Raw genomic sequence first — 17692 nt, 5'->3', positions numbered from 1 at the left:
CGTCAAAAGGAGCTATCCAGATGAGCGCAGACGCGACCCCCCGCAAGACGTGCGATGTAACCGCCTTCTTCGACGAGGCCACAAACACGGTGTCCCTGGTGGTGCGTGATCCCGGCAGCAAGACCTGTGCGATCATAGATTCCGTCCTGGACTTTGATTACGCCGCGGGACGGACGGACACGACTTCGGCGGACCGGATCATCGACCATGTCCGTTCGTCAGGGCTGGAAGCAAGTTGGATTCTTGAAACCCACGTCCATGCCGATCACCTTTCGGCCGCGCCCTACATTCAGGAAAGGCTGGGCGGCAAGATCGGCATCGGGGCGAACATCACCGTCGTGCAGGATACCTTTGGCAAGATATTCAACGAAGGGACCGAATTCCAACGTGACGGCAGCCAGTTCGACCGGCTGTTCGAGGACGGAGACACCTTTGAAATCGGATCGCTGAAGGCGCGCGTCATGCACACGCCGGGGCATACGCCCGCCTGCCTGACCTATGTGATCGAGGATTGCGCCTTTGTCGGCGACACGCTGTTCATGCCAGACTTCGGCACGGCCCGCTGTGACTTTCCAGGCGGGTCGGCAAGCGATCTTTACAACTCAATCCAGCGCATTCTGGCCTTGCCGGACGATACCCGGCTTTTCGTCGGTCATGACTACAAGGCACCCGATCGGGACGACTATGCCTGGGAAACCACTGTAGGAGAGCAGAAGGCCCTGAACGTCCATGTCGGTGCGGGAAAGCCGATCGAGGACTTCGTGGCCATGCGGACCGCGCGGGACAAGACGCTTGGCATGCCGCGTCTGATCATTCCGTCTTTGCAGGTAAACATGCGCGCTGGACAGATGCCCAAACCCGAGGACAACCAGACGGTTTATCTGAAGGTTCCGATTAACAAGCTGTAACCAAAAATGCGCCAATTTTTCTCTTGTTAAAGGATTGATCTTATTTCGGAAATATTATTAGCGTAACCGGGCGTGCCGCGCCGACCGGGACGCATTTTGCCGAGTTCGAAGCAGGATCTTTGCGCGTTGGACAGTATCGATCTCTCGATCTTCGTTTTGGCTACATCCGAGCCGGGCGTCTGAGCATTCTAATGGTCCAGTTCATCGAGCACGCGACAACCATATTGAACGCCCGGACCATCGACGAAACCTGGGCGACACTTGTCAAAAGCATGTCCAATTTCGGCGTGGACGGTTTGCTGTACGGCATCACCCGCGCCCGCACCGCCAATTCGCTGGGATTGGAGGACGAATTCCTGGTCCTGTCCAATCACCCCAAGGACTATCTGGACGCGTTCGTGCATTCCGGCCTGTTCGTTCACGGCCCCATGGTGCAATGGGCACTGGCGAACGAAGGCGTGGCATCCTGGCGCCTGATCGGAGAGCGGGTGCAAGCGGGTGGCCTTAGTGAAGCCGAGGCCAAGGTGCTTGAGCTGAACCGAAGATACGGGCTGCTGGCGGGCTACTCGATCAGCTTCCGCGATGCGTCGATCAAGACAAAAGGGGCCATCGGCCTGTGCGCACGCCACCGCGACCAGGACCACATGGACGGGATCTGGTCCAAACACGGCCAGAAGATCGAGTTCCTGTGCCGGCTTGCCCATTTGAAGCTCAATGCCCTGCCCTTCAAGTCGCCACGTCAGCCCCTGACACCCCGCCAGCGGGAGGTTCTGGAGTGGGTCGGCGATGGCAAGAGCATTCAGGACATATCGGTCCTGCTTGGCGTCACGCCCGCCACCGTCGACAAGCACTTGCGACTGGCAAGAGAGGCGCTTTCCGCGCAGACAACCGCGCAAGCGCTGCTTAAGGCGTCGTTGCTGAACCAGATATTCATGTATCGCGGCTAGCAGGAAGCACTCTGCTTCGCGACTGCCAGCCATTGGCTTGCAGCACGAAAAAAACGGCCGGACAAGCCGGCCGCCTTTGAGGATCAGATGCGCGGATCAGGCGCCGCGGGTCTTGGCGACCTCGGCCGCGAAATCCTCTTCCTTCTTCTCGATGCCCTCGCCGACGGCGACACGGGCGAAGCCGGTGATCTCGACCCCGGCCTCTTTCGCGGCCTGTTCGACCGTGACGTCGGGGTTGATCACGAACTGCTGACCCAGCAGCGTGTTCTCGGCCATGAATTTCTTCATGCGGCCCGGGATGATGTTGTTGTGGATCACGGCATCCGGCTTCGGCTTGGACGAAGAAGCGTTTTCTTCCAGAGCCTTGGCGGTCTGCACCTGCAGTTCACGCTCGACCAGATCGGCGTCCAGCGTCGCTTCGGACAGCGACAGCGGCGAGGTCGCGGCAATGTGCATTGCGAACTGCTTGCCGATTTCCCGCGCCTTTTCCGACGGGCCCTTCACGGCGACCAGAACGCCGATCTTGCCCATGCCCTCGGCCGCTGCCGAGTGGACATAAGACACCACGTTGTCGCCTTCGAGCAGGTGCATCCGGCGCAGCGTCATGTTTTCACCGATGCGGGCGATCGCGTCGGTGATGACGTCCTCGACCGGCTTGCCATTCAGATGCGTGGCCTTCAGCACTTCAAGAGTGTCGCCGGTCTGCAGCGCCAGTTCGGTGATGTCGCGCACCATCTGCTGGAAGTCGGCGTTCTTAGCGACGAAGTCGGTCTCCGAGTTGATCTCGATCGCGACACCGCGGCCATCCTTGACGGCGACACCGATCAGGCCCTCGGCCGCGACGCGGTCGGCTTTCTTGGCGGCTTTGGCAAGGCCCTTGGTGCGCAGCCAGTCAACGGCGGCTTCCATGTCACCGTTGGTTTCGGTCAGTGCCTTCTTGGCATCCATCATGCCTGCGCCGGTCGATTCGCGCAGTTCCTTCACCATCTGAGCGGTGATCGCCATGGTGGCTCTCCTTCGTGTTTATCCAATGGGTCAGGCGGGGAATATCCCCGCCCGATGAAAGAGGTGTGACAGGGGCCCAACGCCCCTGCCCCGGCTCAGGCTTCGGCGTCTTCGGCCGCTTCCTCGGCGGGCGCTTCGGAAAGCGCGCCAAGGTCGATGCCTGCCGCGCCCATTTGGGCGGACATGCCGTCAAGCGCCGCGCGGCTGACGAGATCGCAGTAAAGTGCGATCGCGCGCGATGCGTCGTCGTTGCCCGGGATCACGTAATCAACGCCCTTGGGCGAGCAGTTGGTGTCGACGATCGCGACAACCGGAATGCCCAGCTTCTGCGCCTCGAGGATGGCCAGGTCTTCCTTGTTCACGTCGATGACGAACAGCAGGTCCGGCAGGCCGCCCATTTCACGGATGCCGCCAAGCGAGGCTTGCAGTTTGGCCTGCTCGCGCTCCATGCCAAGGCGCTCTTTCTTGGTCAGGCCTTCGGCGCCCGAAACCATGACTTCGTCGATGTGCTTGAGGCGGGCGATCGACTGGGAAACGGTTTTCCAGTTGGTCAGCGTGCCACCGAGCCAGCGGTGGTTCATGTAGTACTGCGCGCACTTTTCAGCGGCCTCGGCCACGGCCTTGGAGGCCTGGCGCTTGGTGCCGACGAACAGGATGCGACCGCCCTTCGCGACGGTTTCGCGGATGACGTTCAGCGCGGCGTCAAGCATCGGAACCGTCTGCGTCAGGTCGATGATGTGGATGCCGTTGCGGTCGCCATAGATATACTCGGCCATGCGCGGGTTCCAGCGCTGCGTCTGGTGGCCGTAGTGAACGCCAGCTTCAAGAAGCTGACGCATGGAAAATTCGGGAAGCGCCATGCCTTTTTCCTTTCCGGTTTGCGCCTGAGCGAGGTGATTTCAGGGTTTCCCCCAACCGGTGGACCTTTGGGAATGTCTCCCCCATCGGCCCGCACCTCGCCTGTGAAGTGGCGCGCGTATAGGCCGAAACGAACATGCGTGCAAGGGGTGACCGCCCAAAGCGCGCACAGAGCTTGCCCCGGCTCCGGTTTCCCGTCAAATCAACGGAATGACAAGTGCGCCCGACATCCTGTGCATCGGATCGGTCCTTTGGGACATCATCGGCCGGACGCCCGTGCACATGGCGGCGGGCGCCGACGTGCCGGGCCGCATCACGCGGCTTCCGGGGGGTGTGGCGATGAACATTGCCATGACACTGGCCCGCTTCGGCCTGCGCCCCGCCCTCCTTACCGCGATCGGCCGCGACGCGGAGGGTGATGCCCTGATCGCCGAGGCGGCGCGGCTGGGGCTGGACTGCGGCCATGTCTATCGGTCCGATGACTTGCCGACCGATCGCTACATGGCGATCGAGGGGGCGAACGGGCTGATCGCGGCGATCGCCGATGCCCATTCGCTTGAGGCGGCGGGGGACAAGATCCTGCGCCCGCTTCTGGACGGCGCGCTTGGCCGTCCCGGCGCCTACTGGCGGGGACCCGTCGCGCTGGATGGCAACCTGACGCTTTCGCTGCTGGCCGACATCGCGGCGTCCACGGCCTTTCACGAGGCCGATCTGCGGATCGCGCCGGCTTCGCCGGGCAAGGCCGAGCGTCTTGTGCCGCTTCTGCCCCTGACAAACGCGACGATCTACGTGAACCTGGAAGAGGCCGGGATTATCTGCCAGCGAAGGTTCGCTTCCGCCGCCGAGGCGGCAAACGGGCTGATCGACCGCGGCGCGCGGCGTGTCCTGGTGACGGACGGCGCGCGCCGGGCTGCCGATGGGGCCCCGAATGGCATCGTTCAGGCAGATCCGCCGCCGGTGCTTGTGACCCGCGTCACCGGCGCGGGCGACACCTTCATGGCGGCCCATATCGCCGCGGAACGCCGCGGACGGAACCGCGAACAGGCGCTGGCGGAAGCGCTCGACGCCGCAGCGCTTCATGTATCAGGAGACATCGGATCGTGACCAACCTGCCGCTCAGCCTTTCGCCCGAAGTCGCCAAGGCGCGCGAGGACGGCGCCCCCATCGTGGCGCTGGAATCCACCATCATCACGCACGGAATGCCCTATCCGCGGAACCTGGAAACCGCGCGCCGGGTCGAAGCCGAGGTCCGCGCGGCGGGCGCCGTGCCCGCGACCATCGCCGTGATGGGCGGGCAAATCCATATCGGCCTGAGCGAAGCGAGGCTGGAAAACCTGGCACAGGCGAAAGACGTGATGAAGCTCAGCCGTGCAGACATCGCGGCCTGCCTCGCCATCGGTCGGACGGGGGCGACGACGGTGGCCGCAACGATGATCGCCGCGCATCTGGCCGGGATCGCCGTCTTCGCCACCGGCGGCATCGGCGGCGTCCATCGTGGCGCCGAAAGCTCCTTCGATATATCGGCGGATCTTACGGAGCTTGCGAATACGCCCGTGACCGTGGTCGCGGCGGGCGCGAAGGCGATCCTGGATCTGCCCAAGACGCTCGAGGTTCTTGAGACGCTGGGCGTGCCCGTCATCGCCTACGGGCAGAACGAGTTCCCTGCCTTCTGGTCACGCAGCTCCGGCCTTGCCGCACCACTCAGGATGGACAGCGCAGCCCAGATCGCAACCGCCCACCGGATGCGCGCGCGCCTTGGCCTTGCCGGCGGTCAGCTCGTAGCGAATCCGATCCCTGAAACCGCCGAGATTCCACGCGAACAGATCATGCCCGTGATCGATGCGGCCCTTGCCGAGGCCGAGGCCCAAAGGGTCGGGGCAAAGGCCGTGACCCCTTTCCTGCTTGCCCGGATATTCGAGCTGACTGAAGGACGCTCGCTTGACGCCAACATTGCCCTGGTTCTGAACAATGCTCGCCTTGCCGCCGCGATCGCGGCCGAATTGAAACGCGGCGAGTGACCCATTGGCATTGGCTTGCCAAGTGCATACATTCCGGCGGCGAACAGGGGGCGCTGAATGGAAACCGGACAGACGGATGACGACCATCCGACACATCATGCGCACCGCCGCCGCGGGCTGATCGCGCGCTTTCGCGCGAACTTCCTGACCGGCCTGGTCGTCATAGCCCCCGTCGGCCTGACATTCTGGCTGATCTGGAAGATCACCGGCTGGATCGACAGCTGGGTGCTTCCCTTCATCCCGCAGCGCTACCAGCCCACGGAACTGGTGCGCGACCTATTCTGCGGCGCTCCCAGGCCGGGCCAGTCACCGGACGACCTGCCGTTCTGGTGCGTGGAAGGCGCGCTGGACCTGCGCGGCATCGGGGTCATCATATTCCTGATCTTCACCGTCTTCGTCGGCTGGATCGCAAAGGGCATCCTTGGCCGGTCGCTGATCGCCTGGGGCGAAAGCATGGTCGATCGCATGCCGGTCGTGCGGTCGATCTATAATGGCGTGAAGCAGGTCGCCGAAACCGTTTTCAACCAGACAGAGTCCAAGTTCGACAAGGCATGCCTGATCGAGTACCCGCGCCAGGGCGTATGGGCGATCGGCTTCGTCTCTACCTCAGCGAAGGGCGAGATCCTGCGGCGCCTGCCCGAGGATGAGGTCATGACGGTGTTCCTGCCGACCACCCCGAACCCGACCTCAGGCTTCCTGCTTTACGTGCCAAAGCGCGACGTCACCTTCCTGGACATGTCGGTCGAGGACGCGGCCAAGCTGGTAATCTCTGCGGGGCTTGTCTATCCCTCGCCAAAGACGCCCAAGCAGCCGGCGGCGACACCCGCCCCCGCCGGACCCGCCAAACCCGCCGGCTGATCAAAGCGCCGTCCAGCCTCCGTCGACCGAAATCGTCGTGCCGGTGATCTGGGCGGCGGCGGATGAACACAGAAAGACCGTCGTGCCGCCGATTTCCTCGACCGTGGCGAACTGGCGCGAAGGCTGGCGCAGCAACATCACGTCCCGGATCACGGTTTCGCGGTCCATGTTGTGAACCTTCATCTGATCGGGGATCTGCGCCTCGACCAGCGGTGTCAGCACATAACCCGGGCAGATCGCGTTGCAGGTGATCCCCTGCCCCGCCGTTTCCAACGCCACCGTCTTCGTCAGGCCGACAACCCCGTGCTTGGCCGCGATGTAGGCCGACTTGAAGGGCGACGCGGTCAACCCGTGCGCAGAGGCGATGTTCACGATCCTGCCCCAGCCGCGGTCCCGCATCCCCGGCAGCGCGGCGGCGGTCGTGTGGAAAGCGGACGAAAGGTTGATCGCAATGATCGCATTCCACTTTTCGACCGGAAACGACTCGATCGGGGACACATGCTGGATACCGGCATTGTTCACCAGTATGTCGCAGCCACCAGCCTTGTGGACCAGGGCTCGGCAATCGTCGCCCAAGGACATGTCCGCCTTGATGTAGCGCGCCTTGACGCCGTGTTCGGCACCGATGCTTTCCGCAAGCTCGTGATCTTCGGAACGATCGGTGAACGAGTTCAGCACGATGTCTGCGCCCTGCCTGGCCAGTTCGATGGCCACACCCAGCCCGATCCCGGAGTTCGAGCCGGTGACAATGGCGGTCTTGCCCGAAAGGTTCATGGTAATCCCCAAATTCGTTGCGCTGCGGCGAGAATAGGTTCTGCACGCGCAAAGAACAGGAAAAAGTTGCCGAAGGCCCGCACCCGTTCGGGCCAAAAAAAAACGCCCGCGCGAAGCGGGCGTTAAGTTATTGAGGCAGGTTTCATACAGGCAAGAAACCTATCGAGCAGTGCGCCCTTTATACGCGGTTCACTGCCACTGTCCAAGCTAAAAGTTTGAAAAGGCTGGAAAGCCAAGTTAGCTTTGGTGCCAATGAAAACGGGCAGTCGAGGATTGTTGCCGAAATGAGATCGGATTTTTTCGCCAGCCTCGCGCGGGCCGTTTTGTCTTTTGCGATTCTGGTCTCGGCGCCCCCCGCGTTCGCTGAGCCCAGCCATGGCATAGCTATGTATGGAAAGCCGGCGCTCCCACCTGATTTTGTGTCGCTCCCCTATGCGAATGCCGATGCGCCCAAGGGCGGAAGGATCGTGTTCGGTGAAGCGGGCGGTTTCGATTCCCTCAATCCCTACATCCTGAAGGGTTCCGCGCCCTGGGGGCTTGGTTTGCACACGATCGAGACCCTTATGGCCCGTTCGATCGACGAACCCTTCACGCTCTACGGCCTCTTGGCCGAATCGGTTGAGACAGATGAATCCCGAAGCTGGGTCGAGTTCACGCTTCGCCCGCATGCGCGCTTCTCGGATGGCAGCCCGGTCACCGTCGAAGACGTGATGTGGAGCTACGAAACCCTTGGCACCGTCGGGCACCCGCGCTACCGCAACGTCTGGGACAAGGTTGCAAGAATGGAGCAGACGGGTGACCGAAAGGTCCGCTTCACCTTCAACACCCAGGACCGAGAGCTGGCGCTTCTGATGGGGATGCGCCCGATCCTTCAAAAGGCACAGTGGGAAGGCAAGGATTTTGCCGAAAGCTCGCTTGAGATTCCGACCGGGTCCGGCCCCTACGTCGTGGCCGACTTCGAGCCCGGCCGCTTCGTCACGTTCCGGCGCAATCCCGACTACTGGGGGGCGGATCTTGGATTCAACCGCGGCCTGAACAACTTCGACGAGATCCGATATGACTACTATGGCGACGGAGACGTGACGTTCCAGGCCTTCACGGCAGGGGAAAGTTCGTCCTTCCGCGAATCCAGCGCTTCCAAGTGGTTGACGTCCTACGATTTTCCGGCGGTGCAGTCCGGTGAGGTGATCAAGGCCGAGATTCCAAATCAGCGGCCTTCCGGGATCACCGGTCTGGTCATGAACACCCGCAATTCCGTCTTTGCCGATTGGCGCGTTCGCGAGGCGATGATCCAGGCGTTCAACTTCGACTTCGTCAACCAGACCATCAACGGCGGCTCGGAGCCGCGCATCACCTCCTACTTCTCGAACTCGCCCCTGGGCATGGATCAGGGTCCCGCCGAGGGCAAGGTCGCCGAGCTGCTGGCCCCCTTCGCAGCCGCCCTGCCACCCGGCACCATCGAAGGATATGCCCTGCCTGAGGGCAACAGGGACCGCGCCGTGGATCGCAAGTCGCTGCGCAAGGCGACGGCACTTTTCGCCGAGGCGGGTTGGACAGTACAGGACGGCGTGATGAAGAATGCCGCCGGCACCCCCTTCACCTTCGAAATCCTTCTTCAATCCGGCGCCACGCAAACAGAGCAGGTCGTGGACATTTATGTTCAGGCCCTGAAGAATCTGGGAATCGTGCCGACCGTGACCTCGGTGGACAGTGCGCAGTACAAGGAACGCACGAACACCTACGCCTTCGACATGGCGTGGTACACGCGGGCCCTATCCCTGAGCCCCGGCAACGAACAGATGCTTTACTGGGGCTCGGCGGGCGTGACTGAACCCGGAACACGCAACTGGATGGGAATGAATTCGCCCGCGGCCGAAGCGATGATCACGTCAATCGTGGAATCCCGCAGCCAAGAGGACTTCGTGGCCGCAACCAAGGCCTTGGACCGCGTCCTGACGGCTGGCCGCTATGTCATCCCTGTCTGGTTCAGCCGCGTTTCGCGCCTGGCCCATGACAGGCATCTTCACTACCCGGAGCGGATACCGCTATATGGCGACTGGCCGGGCTTCCAGCCGGAAACCTGGTGGTATGAGGACTGAGAGCATGAAGAAGCTAATCCTGTTGGCACTCCTGGGCGCACTGGCCGCCTGCAACACGGTCGCGGGCGTCGGCGAAGACGTCTCGTCCGGCGCACGCACGGTTCAGGGCTGGTTCTGACGGCCTTGAGCTTGGTGCGGCCTGGTTGCCGCCGACCCCGCTGATCGGCGTTGCGGATCGGCCACGTATTTTTGTCGATTGGTCTTCGGCGCGGTCTCATGGACTGGGCATTAGACGCACGCGACCTTTGGCCGCTCTTGGCGCCAACCTTCCTGAAACGCTTTTCCCCTTAGGCGTTTGCGTGCAAAATGGTCAGCGAGTAAATGCCGGAGAAGCACAATGAAATGGCACCATGTTCAGGAAAACTGGTTCGCGTTCTTCGATGCGATTCTGGACAAGTGGCCAGATGCGGACGAGGCAGAGCTTGAAGCGATCGACGGTGATCAGCGCGCCTTCATCTCTTACATCGCCGAGCTTACGGAACAAGAGTTTTCCGAGACGCGCGAAGAGGTTCGCGACTGGCTTGTGGGCGAATTGCCGTCCGATGTGGTCATGGACCCGCGCCACGACGACCACTCCATCAAACTGTCGGGAAAGTACCTGCCCGAGGGTGAGGACGAATCGGACGACGATGCGCGCTACGGCGATGATTAGGCCAGGCTTGTGACCCAAAGCACCGTGGCGTCTTCGGGGCTGACCGACACCACATTGTGACCCATGGCCGCGTCGTAATAGGCGCTGTCGCCGCGGCGCAGTTCGACCGGTTCGTAGAATTCGGTGTAAAGCTTCACGATGCCGGTCAGGACGTAGAGGAATTCCTCCCCCTCGTGGCGGACCCAGCCATCGAACTCTTCCAGCTTGCGCGCCCGTATGCGCGCACGGTAGGGCAGCATCTGTTTGCGTGTCAGCGCCCCTGCCAGCAGTTCGTGTTCATAGGTCGTGGTCAGGTGCGCCTGCCCCTCGCCCGACTTGGTCACGGCCATGCGGCCGTTCACCTGCGTTTGCGCCGAAGGCGTAAAAAGCTGCGGGACAGAGATCGCCAATCCTTCGGCCAGCTTCTTCAGCGCCTCGTAGGTGGGCGACATCTGACCGTTCTCGATCTTCGACAGTGTCGACCGTGCAAGGCCGGCCTGGCCCGCGGCCTGTTCCAGCGTCCAGCCGCGCGCCTTGCGCAGGTCGCGCACGCGCTTTCCCAGATCGATGGGCTCAGCGGCGTCCGCTTCCGCCCCGCTTGCGCGTGCGATGCGGATCAGGCGCGTATTGTCGGTCGTTTTCGTCATGGGGCTCTTGATGCTCTGTTCAGCAAGGGTCCGAACTGTGCATTAGCGCGTTTCCGTTGTGCCTTGCAACGCCTCGGCAACGGGCGTAGCGAAGACGCATGCTTTCCCTTGGTGACAGTTCCGGCGGTTTCGCCCTGCCCGCAAGTTTCAACTTGGCCGCGCATGTGCTGTCGCGCGCCGAGCCCCTGGGTGACAAGATAGCGTTGCAGATCCTGCGCCCGGCCGGCGCTGAACGGTGGAGCTACACCCGCCTTGCCGCGGCCGTTCGCGGGGTTGCCACCGGGCTTCTGGACGAGGGCATGGAGCCTGGGGACCGTGTCCTGTTGCGTTTGGGCAATGGGGTCGAGTTTCCGCTGGCCTTTCTTGGCGCCATCGCGGCAGGCATCATTCCCGTCGTCTGCTCAAGTCAGTTGACCCAGCCGGAAATCGAACGGATCGCCGCCAGCATCAAGCCGGGCCTGGCCATCGCGGGCGAAGGCGTAACCCGCCCTTCCGGCCTTCGAACGATCGACGCACGGGCACTGGCGCGGATGGAGGCCCTGCCCTCGTCAGGTTTCGCGATGGCGGACCCGAACCGTCCGGCCTACATCATTTACACCTCCGGCACATCGGGCGTGCCAAGGGCCGTGCTGCACGCCCATCGCGCCATCCTTGCCAGAAAGATGATGTTCCAGGGCTGGTATGGGCTGACCGACGGCGACCGCATCCTTCATGCGGGCGCGATGAACTGGACCTACACGCTTGGAACCGGATTGATGGATCCGTGGACGGCCGGCGCAACCGCGCTTGTTCCCGCGGCAGGCGTGATGCTTGATCAGATCCCTTTGCTCCTCAAGCGGTTCGATGCAACAATTTTCGCTGCAGCTCCGGGTGTTTACCGGCAAATACTGAAGTCTGGCGCGACACTTTCCCTGCCGCGCCTCCGGCATGGCCTGTCCGCCGGGGAGAAACTGCCCGAGACAACACGAACCGCATGGTTGGCCGCGACCGGGACGCCAATCCACGAAGCCTTCGGCATGTCCGAATGTTCGACATTCCTGTCGGGTTCGCCGGATCGGCCCGCGCCCGAGGGGTCCTTGGGCTATCCACAGGCGGGACGCTCCATCGCGATACTGGACGACGCCGGCAATCCGGTCGCGCGCGGAACCGAGGGCACCATCGCCATCCACCGCTCCGATCCGGGCTTGTTCCTGACCTACGCCGACGCCCCGGACGAGGCTTCGTCCCGGTTTCAGGGCGACTGGTTCCTGACGGGCGACCGCGCCGTGATGGGCGGCGATGGCGCGGTGACCTACCTGGGACGTGCCGACGACATGATGAATGCCGGCGGCTTTCGCGTGGCCCCGTCTGAGGTCGAGGCCGTGATGGCCCGTGTTCCCGGTCTGGATGCCTGCGCCGCGATCGAGGCCAGGATAAAGGCCGACGCGACTGTCATCGCGTTGGTACATTCCGGCACCGCTGCCGAAGCGGACCTGGCCGCTGCGGCGGAAAGCGGACTGGCTCGCTACAAGCAACCCCGGCTTTACATCCACAGGGACACCCTGCCGCGCACCAGCACAGGCAAGATAAACCGCCGCGCGCTGCGCGAAGAGTGGGAGGCATCGCATTGATCAAGTTGGATATTCTTTCTGATCCGGTTTGCCCTTGGTGCTATATAGGCAAGGCTCGGCTTGACCGCGCGCTTGAGGCGCGTCCGAGCCATCCCTTCGCCATCGAATGGCATCCCTTCCAGCTGAACCCGGACATGCCGCCGGAGGGCATGGATCGCCGGAAGTACCTTGAGTGGAAGTTCGGCGGGAAGGAAGGCGCGGTGAGCGCCCACGTTCCGATCATGGAGCACGCCGCCGACGCGGGTGTCGAACTGAATCTTGAGAAGATCACGCGCAGCCCCAACACGCTTGACGCCCATCGGCTGATCCACTGGGCCGGCCTTGAGGGCCGACAGACGCCGATGGTGTCGGCCCTGTTCCGCGCCTACTTCCGCGAAGGGCGTGACGTCGGGGATGCAGACACACTTGCGGCCATTGCCGAGAGTGTCGGGCTTGATCGCGCGATGATCGAACGCCTGCTGGCAAGTGACGCCGACCGGGAAGAGATCATGGCGCGCGACGCACACGCCCGCGAAAGGGGAGTCAACGCCGTGCCGACCTTCCTGATCGCCAACACCTATGTCCTCAGCGGCGCGCAGCCCGCCGAAACCTGGATGCAGATCATCGACGAACTTGTCGAGAAGACGAAAGACACCCAGTCATGAGCATTCCCGCAGAAACGCCCTTGATCCGGCGGCGCCTTCCGCTTGCCGAGTTCACCGCGATGATCGCGATGCTGTTCGCAACGATCGCCTTTTCGATCGACGCAATGCTCCCCGCCCTGCCCCAGATCGCGTCCGAGCTTACGCCGGACGCGGTGAACCATGCGCAGCTTATCCTGACGGCTTTCGTTCTGGGCATGGGGATAGGCACAGCCTTCGCCGGTCCGATTTCGGATGCGACAGGGCGCAAGCCCGCGATCATCGGGGGCTTCGCGATCTACATCGGCGGTGCGGTGTTGGCCCACTACGCACCCACGATCGAGCTGTTGCTTGCCGCCCGCGTGATCCAGGGCCTGGGGGCTGCGGGTCCGCGCATCGTCGGGCTTGCACTGGTCCGTGACCTTTACGAAGGGCGCGAGATGGCGCGGGTGACCTCTTTCGCGATGACCATCTTCATGATCGTGCCCGCCGTCGCGCCTTCGATCGGCGCACTGATCATCGGCCTGGCCGGTTGGCGTGCGGTGTTCCTGGCCTTCATCCTGTTCGGCCTGATCGCGGTCAGCTGGGTCGGGACGCGACAGCCCGAGACCCTGCCGCCGGATCACCGCAGGCGGCTGTCCGGGCACAACATCCTGCTGGCCGCGCGCGAGGTTCTGTCAAACCGGGATGTGCGCATCTACACCGTCGTGATGACGCTGGGCTTCGGCCAGATGTTTGCGCTCCTGTCCACCGCGCAGCAGCTTTTCGACGTGACCTACGGACAAGGCGACAACTTTCCGAAATGGTTCGCGCTGATGGCCGGGATCGCGGCGACTGCGTCGGTGCTGAACGCGAAGCTCGTCATGCATGTCGGGATGCGCCGTTTGGCGACAGACGCCTACCTGTGGCAGGCCATTTCCTCGGCCGTCGTGCTTGCGCTGGTGCTGGGCGGGGTCGGAACCGGCAACCTTGGCTTCGCCGTCTTCTTCATCTGGGGATCCAGCGTGTTTTTCATGGCCGGGCTGACGTTCGGAAACCTGAATGCCCTGGCGCTTCAGCGGATGGGTCACATCGCCGGCATGGCCGCTTCGGTCATCTCGGCGATTTCCACGATCTTTGCCGTCGTCATCGCCGGACCGGTCGGCCAGACCTTTGACGGCACCGCCGTTCCCGTCATCACGGGGGTGGTCATCTGTTCCGGCCTTGCCTGGCTTCTGATGCGCCGGACCTTGCCGCACTAGGCGGACGCCGTTGCCCGCTTGGCCTTCGCGGCCTTTTCGGCTGCGACGGCCTTTTCGGCGAGGTCGCGGGCGACGGCAAACGCGCCCTTCACCTTGTCGGCCTCGGACGCCCAGGTTCTGGACAGGATCACCTTGTTGTCCTTGACCTTGGCCTGCCCCTTTTCGGCCTGAAGGAATTCGACCAGTCCGGCGGGATCGGCGAACCTGTCGTTGTGGAATTGCACGGTGATGCCCTTCGGCCCCGCGTCCAGCTTGCCGATGCCAGCCCGCTTGCACATGGCCTTGATGCGGACGACGACAAGCAAGGTGTTCACCTCTTTCGGCAAGTCCCCGAAGCGGTCGATCAGCTCGGCGGCGAAGCCTTCAAGCTCGACCTTGGTGGTCAGGCCCGAAAGACGGCGATAAAGCCCAAGCCGAACATCCAGATCGGGGACGTAGTCCTCCGGGATCAGGACGGGCACGCCAAGGTTGATCTGCGGCGCCCACTGGCCGTCGTCGTCGGGGCCCTGAAGATCGCCCGATTTCAGCTTGGCGATGGTTTCCTCGAGCATCGCCTGGTAGAGTTCGTAGCCGACCTCGCGGATGTGGCCCGACTGTTCCTCGCCCAGAAGATTGCCCGCCCCGCGAAGGTCCAGGTCCTGGCTGGCAAGCGAAAAGCCTGCGCCAAGGCTGTCCAGCGATCCAAGCAGACGCAGCCGTTTTTCGGCGGCGGGGGTCAGCGGCGCGCGCGGCTTCGTGGTGAGATAGGCATAGGCGCGCGTCTTGGACCGCCCCACGCGACCACGGATCTGGTATAGCTGCGACAGGCCGAACATGTCGGCACGATGGACGATCATGGTGTTGGCCGTCGGGATGTCCAGGCCGCTTTCCACGATCGTCGTGGCAAGCAGGACGTCGTACTTGCCGTCGTAGAAGGCGTTCATGCGATCGTCCAGGTCGCCCGCGGCAAGCTGCCCGTGCGCGACGATGTAGCTGACCTCGGGCACATGCGTCTTCAGGAAGTCCTCCACCTCGGGAAGATCCGCGATGCGCGGCACGACGTAGAAGGACTGTCCGCCGCGGAAATGTTCGCGCAGAAGCGCCTCGCGGATCGTGACGGTGTCGAACTCGGACACGTAGGTGCGGATCGCCAGGCGGTCGACGGGCGGCGTGCCGATGATGCTCAGGTCGCGTACACCGGTCAGCGACAGCTGAAGTGTCCTGGGGATCGGCGTTGCGGTCAGCGTCAGCACATGAATTTCGCTGCGCATCTCCTTCAGCCGCTCCTTGTGGCCGACGCCGAAGTGCTGTTCCTCATCGATGACCAGAAGTCCGAGATGGCGGAACTTCACCGACTTTGCCAGCACGGCGTGGGTGCCGATGACGATGTCCACCGTGCCTTCGGCAAGCCCCTGCCGCGTCAGGGCGGCGTCCTTGGCGGACACGAAGCGCGACAGCGGGCGCACGGTGATCGCGGTGCCGCGGAAGCGTTCGGCGAAGGTCTTGTAGTGCTGTCGCGCCAGAAGCGTGGTCGGCGCAATAACCGCGACCTGCACGCCGGACATGGCGGCCGCAAAGGCCGCGCGCATGGCCACCTCGGTCTTGCCGAAACCCACGTCACCGACGATCAGGCGGTCCATCGGGCTTCCCTCGGACAGGTCGCCGACCACCTCTTCGATGGCCGTCAACTGGTCATCGGTTTCCTGGTAGGGGAAGCGCGCGCAGAAGGCATCCCAGTCGTGGTGCGGCGCCTCGAGAATGGGGGCGGTGCGCAGCGCCCGCTCGGCCGCGACCCGCATCAGCCGGTCGGCGATCTGGCGGATGCGTTCTTTCAGCCGGGCCTTCTTGGCCTGCCACGCGCCGCCGCCCAGACGGTCCAGAAGCCCCTCTTCGTGGCCGTAGCGGCTGAGCAGTTCGATATTCTCGACCGGCAGGTAAAGCCGGTCGCCGCCCGCGTATTCAAGCGACACGCATTCATGCGGCGCGCCGAGGGCGGTGATGGTTTCCAGCCCCTTGTAGCGTCCCACGCCGTGTTCGACATGGACGACAAGATCGCCCGGCGACAGCGACTGCGCCTCGGTCAGGAAGTTTTCGGCCCGACGGCGCTTCTTTGCTCCGCGGATCAGCCGGTCGCCTAGGACGTCCTGTTCGGAAATGACCGTCAGACCCTGCGCCTCGAACCCATGTTCCAGCGCCCAGACCGACAGCCATAGGCCGCCCTTGCCCTCGCCCACATCGCGGATGTCGCGGGCGAAGCCGACGCCCGTCACCTGTTCGTCTTCCAGAAGCCCTTTCAGACGCTCACGCGCGCCTTCGGAGTATGAGGAGACGACAACCTGACCCTCCTTCAAACGCGCCTTCAGATGATCCGCCAGCGCCGCGAACAGGCTGACATTCTCAAGCTGGCGCTCGGGGGCGAAATTGCGACCGATGCGACCGCCCATGTCCAGGACACCGGGTCCCGTGGGTTGCGGCAACGCGACCAGCTGCAGCGTCCGATGACCTTCCAGCGCGGATTCCCAGGCGGCATCGTCAAGGTAAAGCAGCTCGGGCGCGCAGGGCTTGTAGACCGAATCCAGCCGGTCGCGCCGCTTCATCGCCTCGACCCGCGTGTCGTATTGATCGGCGATACCTTCCCAGCGGGAAAGCCGCGCGGGCGTCAGCTGATCATCCAGCATGACCGAGGCCTCGGGCAGGTAATCGAACAGCGTTTCCAGCTTTTCGTGAAAGAAAGGAAGCCAGTGTTCCATCCCGGCGTGCTTGCGTCCGGCGCTGACCGCTTCGTAAAGCGGATCATCATTGCCAGCAGCGCCGAATTCGATCCGGTAATTCTGGCGGAACCGCGTGATCGACGGCTCGTCCATTATGACTTCGGACACTGGAGCCAGTTCGACGGTCGAAAGCTTCTCGGTCGTGCGCTGTGTTGCGGCGTCGAAACTGCGCGCGCCGTCAAGGACGTCTCCGAACAGGTCCAGCCTCACGGGACCACCCGCGCCGGGCGGGAAGATGTCGATGATGCCACCCCTGATCGCGTAGTCGCCGGGTTCTGAAACCGTCGGGGTCTGGGAAAATCCCATGCGGACCAGGTAGTCGCGCAACCCTGCCTCGTTAACGCGGGCGCCGACCTTTGCCGTAAAGCAGGCGGACTTTACGATCTCACGCGCCGGAACCCGCTGGGTCGCTGCGTTGAGCGTGGTGAGAAGGATGAACGGTCCGGATAGACCCGCCGCCAGGGTCGCCAGCGTCGCCATGCGCTGCGCCGAAATGTCCGGGTTCGGGGATACCCGATCAAACGGCAGGCAGTCCCAGGCAGGAAAGGTCAGCACCGGCGCTTCCGGCGCGAAGAAGGCAAGCGCCGCGCGCATTGCCTCCATCCGCTTGTCGTCGCGGGCGACATGGACGACCGCCGCGCCCTTCAAAAGCTCGCGCGCGAGAATTCTTGCGTCGTAACCTTCGGGCGCACCCGACAGCGTGATGTGATTTTGCCTGTTCATTCC

The 17692-nt window shown here is 63.3% G+C and carries 16 protein-coding genes; 11 read left to right on the top strand and 5 right to left on the bottom strand.

The genetic code is table 11. From position 1 onward, the window contains the following. Positions 1 to 20 precede the first annotated feature (20 nt). Together OEW28_RS15245 and OEW28_RS15240 are read left to right on the top strand one after the other, a co-directional pair. On the top strand, positions 21 to 908 hold the full coding sequence (locus OEW28_RS15245; protein ID WP_263735653.1) for an MBL fold metallo-hydrolase: 888 nt from the start codon (positions 21 to 23) through the stop codon (positions 906 to 908). A gap of 191 nt (positions 909 to 1099) precedes the next feature. Then, on the top strand, positions 1100 to 1855 hold the full coding sequence (locus tag OEW28_RS15240; protein WP_263735652.1) for a LuxR family transcriptional regulator: 756 nt from the start codon (positions 1100 to 1102) through the stop codon (positions 1853 to 1855). A 96-nt stretch (positions 1856 to 1951) separates the two neighbouring features. Here the strand turns inward: OEW28_RS15240 and tsf are convergent, their stop codons facing one another. Both tsf and rpsB read right to left on the bottom strand, forming a co-directional pair. Continuing rightward, positions 1952 to 2860: a translation elongation factor Ts gene (gene tsf, locus OEW28_RS15235; protein WP_263735651.1), complete on the bottom strand. Its 909-nt coding sequence runs from the start codon at positions 2858 to 2860 to the stop codon at positions 1952 to 1954. Positions 2861 to 2955: 95 nt separating this feature from the next. Further along, complete coding sequence (gene rpsB, locus OEW28_RS15230) at positions 2956 to 3720, bottom strand: 30S ribosomal protein S2 (RefSeq protein WP_263735650.1); 765 nt, start codon at positions 3718 to 3720, stop codon at positions 2956 to 2958. A gap of 208 nt (positions 3721 to 3928) precedes the next feature. On the opposite strand from rpsB, the gene OEW28_RS15225 reads away from it, so the two are divergent. The 3 genes from OEW28_RS15225 to OEW28_RS15215 are packed head-to-tail and all read left to right on the top strand — an operon-like array spanning position 3929 to position 6594. Further along, a complete protein-coding gene (locus tag OEW28_RS15225; RefSeq protein WP_263735649.1) occupies positions 3929 to 4822 on the top strand; it encodes a PfkB family carbohydrate kinase in 894 nt (297 codons plus the stop codon). After that, positions 4819 to 5736 carry a pseudouridine-5'-phosphate glycosidase gene (locus tag OEW28_RS15220; RefSeq protein ID WP_263735648.1) on the top strand — a complete coding sequence of 306 codons (918 nt, stop codon included), beginning with the start codon at positions 4819 to 4821 and terminating at the stop codon, positions 5734 to 5736. Before OEW28_RS15225 ends, OEW28_RS15220 begins: the two co-directional genes overlap by 4 nt. Before the next feature lie 57 nt (positions 5737 to 5793). Then, positions 5794 to 6594 (top strand): DUF502 domain-containing protein, encoded by an 801-nt coding sequence (locus OEW28_RS15215; protein ID WP_263735646.1) that lies wholly within the window; start codon positions 5794 to 5796, stop codon positions 6592 to 6594. Here the strand turns inward: OEW28_RS15215 and OEW28_RS15210 are convergent, their stop codons facing one another. Then, positions 6595 to 7368 carry a 3-hydroxybutyrate dehydrogenase gene (locus OEW28_RS15210; protein ID WP_263735645.1) on the bottom strand — a complete coding sequence of 258 codons (774 nt, stop codon included), beginning with the start codon at positions 7366 to 7368 and terminating at the stop codon, positions 6595 to 6597. Positions 7369 to 7652: 284 nt separating this feature from the next. On the opposite strand from OEW28_RS15210, the gene OEW28_RS15205 reads away from it, so the two are divergent. The 3 genes from OEW28_RS15205 to OEW28_RS15195 all read left to right on the top strand — a co-directional run bounded on the left by OEW28_RS15205 (position 7653) and on the right by OEW28_RS15195 (position 10119). Further along, positions 7653 to 9467: an extracellular solute-binding protein gene (locus OEW28_RS15205; protein WP_412174805.1), complete on the top strand. Its 1815-nt coding sequence runs from the start codon at positions 7653 to 7655 to the stop codon at positions 9465 to 9467. Between the two features lie 4 nt (positions 9468 to 9471). Continuing rightward, the gene (locus OEW28_RS15200) at positions 9472 to 9585 is read left to right on the top strand and encodes an entericidin EcnA/B family protein (protein WP_263735643.1); all 114 of its coding nucleotides are present in this window, start codon (positions 9472 to 9474) and stop codon (positions 9583 to 9585) included. Between the two features lie 219 nt (positions 9586 to 9804). Continuing rightward, a complete protein-coding gene (locus OEW28_RS15195; protein WP_263735642.1) occupies positions 9805 to 10119 on the top strand; it encodes a hypothetical protein in 315 nt (104 codons plus the stop codon). On the opposite strand, the gene OEW28_RS15190 is transcribed toward OEW28_RS15195, so the two are convergent. After that, entirely contained in the window at positions 10116 to 10745 is a 630-nt protein-coding gene (locus OEW28_RS15190; protein ID WP_263735641.1) for a helix-turn-helix domain-containing protein, read from the bottom strand. The two genes, OEW28_RS15195 and OEW28_RS15190, sit on opposite strands and share 4 nt — an antisense overlap. 98 nt (positions 10746 to 10843) lie before the next feature. On the opposite strand from OEW28_RS15190, the gene OEW28_RS15185 reads away from it, so the two are divergent. The 3 genes from OEW28_RS15185 to OEW28_RS15175 are packed head-to-tail and all read left to right on the top strand — an operon-like array spanning position 10844 to position 14216. Further along, positions 10844 to 12355 carry a class I adenylate-forming enzyme family protein gene (locus OEW28_RS15185; protein WP_263735640.1) on the top strand — a complete coding sequence of 504 codons (1512 nt, stop codon included), beginning with the start codon at positions 10844 to 10846 and terminating at the stop codon, positions 12353 to 12355. Then, positions 12352 to 12999, top strand: coding sequence for a DsbA family oxidoreductase (locus tag OEW28_RS15180; RefSeq protein ID WP_263735639.1), 648 nt, complete (start codon positions 12352 to 12354; stop codon positions 12997 to 12999). The genes OEW28_RS15185 and OEW28_RS15180 overlap by 4 nt, the downstream gene beginning before the upstream one ends. Further along, positions 12996 to 14216: a multidrug effflux MFS transporter gene (locus OEW28_RS15175; protein ID WP_412174804.1), complete on the top strand. Its 1221-nt coding sequence runs from the start codon at positions 12996 to 12998 to the stop codon at positions 14214 to 14216. The genes OEW28_RS15180 and OEW28_RS15175 overlap by 4 nt, the downstream gene beginning before the upstream one ends. Here OEW28_RS15175 and mfd read toward each other — a convergent pair. After that, a complete protein-coding gene (gene mfd / locus OEW28_RS15170; protein WP_263735638.1) occupies positions 14213 to 17689 on the bottom strand; it encodes a transcription-repair coupling factor in 3477 nt (1158 codons plus the stop codon). The two genes, OEW28_RS15175 and mfd, sit on opposite strands and share 4 nt — an antisense overlap. Between the last annotated feature and the right edge of the window lie 3 nt (positions 17690 to 17692).

Origin of the sequence: Albidovulum marisflavi, assembly GCF_025751435.1 — a bacterium.
Taxonomy (GTDB): domain Bacteria; phylum Pseudomonadota; class Alphaproteobacteria; order Rhodobacterales; family Rhodobacteraceae; genus Albidovulum; species Albidovulum marisflavi.
This window is presented reverse-complemented; position numbering and strand designations above follow the sequence as displayed.